The organism is Thiohalocapsa sp., from assembly GCF_019695415.1.
Taxonomy (GTDB): Bacteria; Pseudomonadota; Gammaproteobacteria; order Chromatiales; family Chromatiaceae; genus Thiohalocapsa.
The window spans coordinates 1-2655 of record NZ_JAIFKJ010000313.1; the positions used below are offsets into that span (position 1 = coordinate 1).

2 protein-coding genes are annotated in these 2655 nt (G+C 69.5%); one reads left to right on the forward strand and one right to left on the reverse strand.

What is annotated here, in order from left to right:
• On the forward strand, positions 1 to 256 hold a 256-nt coding region (locus I6U14_RS09095), incomplete at its 5' end, for a hypothetical protein (protein ID WP_296898647.1).
• Here the strand turns inward: I6U14_RS09095 and I6U14_RS09100 are convergent.
• On the reverse strand, positions 231 to 2417 hold the full coding sequence (locus I6U14_RS09100) for a mechanosensitive ion channel domain-containing protein (protein WP_296898650.1): 2187 nt from the start codon (positions 2415 to 2417) through the stop codon (positions 231 to 233). The genes I6U14_RS09095 and I6U14_RS09100 overlap by 26 nt on opposite strands.
• Positions 2418 to 2655: the final 238 nt, after the last annotated feature.

The following is a 2655-nucleotide window of genomic DNA, read 5'->3' on the forward strand; positions in this document are numbered from 1 at the left end:
GGCGGGTGGCGGCGGTGACCGCGAGGGCGACACACGCGTGGACGAGGTGCGGCCGGCCGAGGCGGGTGGGGAGCGGGTGGCGTGGGAGCGGCGGGGGCGCAGCGGGGGCCGGCGGGGGCTGCGCCGTCGGCGGGAGCTCCTGGACGACCCCTACTTCGACGAGCTGGATTGGGCCCCGCCGGGGGGCGGGCCGTCTGGGCAGCCGGCTAGGCCGACGAGCACGCCCCCGCTCAAGGCGCCGGTCCGTCCTGCCTGACCCGCACGTCCAGCGGCTTTGGCGTCGTCAGGTGCACGTCTCGCTGCGGGAAGGCGATGGAGATGCCGTGGTCGCGGAACTTGTCGTTGATGGCATGATGCAGCGCCGTAATCACGGTGATGCGATAGTCCATCGAGCCCAGATAACAGCGTGCGATCAGGGTCAGGGCGTTGTCCCCGAAGCCTTCAAAGCTCAGGAGGGGGGGCGGATCCTCCAGGACCCGCTCCTCCTCCTTGACCGCCTCCTCCATCAGGCGCAGCGCCAGCCTCACGTCGGTGCCGTAGTCCACGCCGACCGTGATCACGACCCGGTTCGTCGGGTCGCTCAGCGTCCAGTTGAGCAAGCGCCCCGTGATGAACTCCTTGTTCGGCACCAGGAGCTCCTGCTTGTCCCAGTTGCGGATGGTCGTCGCCCGGATGCGGATGCGGGTGACCACGCCGGTGGTGTCGCCGACACTGACGATGTCGCCGATCCGGATCGGGCGCTCGAACAGGATGATCAGGCCGCTGATGAAGTTGGCCACGATCTCCTGCAGGCCGAAGCCGATGCCCACGCCGAGCGCCGCCACCAGCCATTGCAGCTGTGACCACTGCACGCCAATGAGCGCAAAAACCACCAGCAGACCGACGGTGATGATGGCGTAAGTGGTCAGTGTCGTGACCGTGTAGCGGCCGCCCGCGGTGACATCGGCGCTGCGCAGCAGGATCATCTCCAGCACGGCCGGAATCTGTTTCGCGAAGACGAAGGTTGCGAGACCAATAACCAACGCGAGGCCGAGATCCGCCAGGGTGACCGGGTCGAGGCGTTCCTCGCCGTCCACCGTGACGGTCTGTTGCCACAGGCTCACGTTGTCCAGCACGCGCAGGGCGGGGATGACATCGGACCAGATGATCCACAGCCCGATGACGCCGGCCGTGACCACCGCGGTGGTGATCAGGCCGCCGGTGGTATCGCTCAGGGCGTCGAGATCGACCTGCGGCTCCTCCACCTCCGTCAGCCCGGCCGCGTCCTCGCCGTCGGCATGCTCGCCATCGCGTCGGCGGGCCTCGCGCGCCGCCTGGCGGCGCTCCATCGCCTTGTCGTAGGCGATGCGCCGACGCGTGACCTTGACCCATCGCTGTGCCAGTGCAGTCAGCAGGATCAGCGCCACCACCATCCAGGTACTCTGCACGAACCGCCCGAGCAGGGTTGCCGCGGTGTAGAGGTATCCCAGCACATCCAGCACCGCGAGCGCCAAGGGTGCGATGACCAGCAACGGATACCAGAACGGGTACAGGACCGGCAGCGTGCGCCCCTGCTGCGTCCCCTTCGCCGCATGCGCGAGGACACCGGACTTCGGGTGCAGCAGGCGGAAGAAGGCGAACGCCAGGGTGAGGGCGAGGACCATGAAGGCGACGCGCCCCGCCGCCCAGCCGGCGTTCAGCGGGTCGAGACGGACGATCACCAGCAGCACGCCCGCCGCCGGCAGATAGGTCCAGGACAGACGGTCCAACTCGCGTCGCAGCAGCCGGACGCTGGATTCGGGCCAGCGGAAGTGGGCCGCCGCGAGCCCGCGCGGGATGCACATCAGGCGCAGGGCACGCAGGAAATAGAACTGCATGGCGAGCGCGAGGAGCGCGCCACCCACGGCCATAGAGAAGTCGGTGGCCTGAGACGACACCTGGAGCTGCCAGCCCACCACCGCCGCGACCGAGGGCCAGGCGGCAGCGGCGACGAGGGTGACCACGAGCACCTGCAAGCTGTATGCGAAGCGGTCGGTGGTGGGCTTGCCGAGCCGCTCGCTGGTGGCCTCGATGAACCGGATCAGGTGCCTGCGGCCCCACAGGAAGGCCGCGAGGATCAGACCGAGCAGCACGAAGACGGCCGAGTGAGTGACCTGGTGGACCAGCACGCCGGCCACTCCGGCCCAGCCACTCGGCGAGACGATCCGCCAGACCTGATCCGGCAGGGCCCCGAGTGCCGCAAGCTCGGTGCGCGAGGCGCTGCGCACCCAAAGCAGGTTCACGTCCAGCAGCTCGTCGAACCGTCTGATGGTCGCCGACAGGCCCGACTGTGCGGCCTCCAGCTCCCCGAGCCTGCGCAGCAGCAAGTCCTCGGACTCGATGGCCTTGTCCAGCAAAGCTCGGCGCTCGTTGACGAGCTCGACGAGCCGTGTCCGCATGGACGCGGGCGCGTCCTCCGCGCCCGCGTCGGCGAGCAGCGTGTCGACGTACGCGTCCGTGTCCGACAGCCGTTACTGCTCGCGCCGATGGAGCACGCGCTTGCAGCCGCTCTCGCTCGCCAGCTCTTCGCGCGCCCGCGCTTCACGTAGGCTGGTGCGGCGGCCTGGACGTGCCTGGCGCGGGGGGCGCAGCAGTGGGCAGAGCTGGCGGCCCAGACTGGCGCCGCCGCTGGCGATG

Excerpts from the sequence above, each read along its gene's own strand:
- I6U14_RS09100 (WP_296898650.1), bottom strand. The coding sequence starts at position 2,417 with ATGCGGACACGGCTCGTCGAGCTCGTCAACGAGCGCCGAGCTTTGCTG.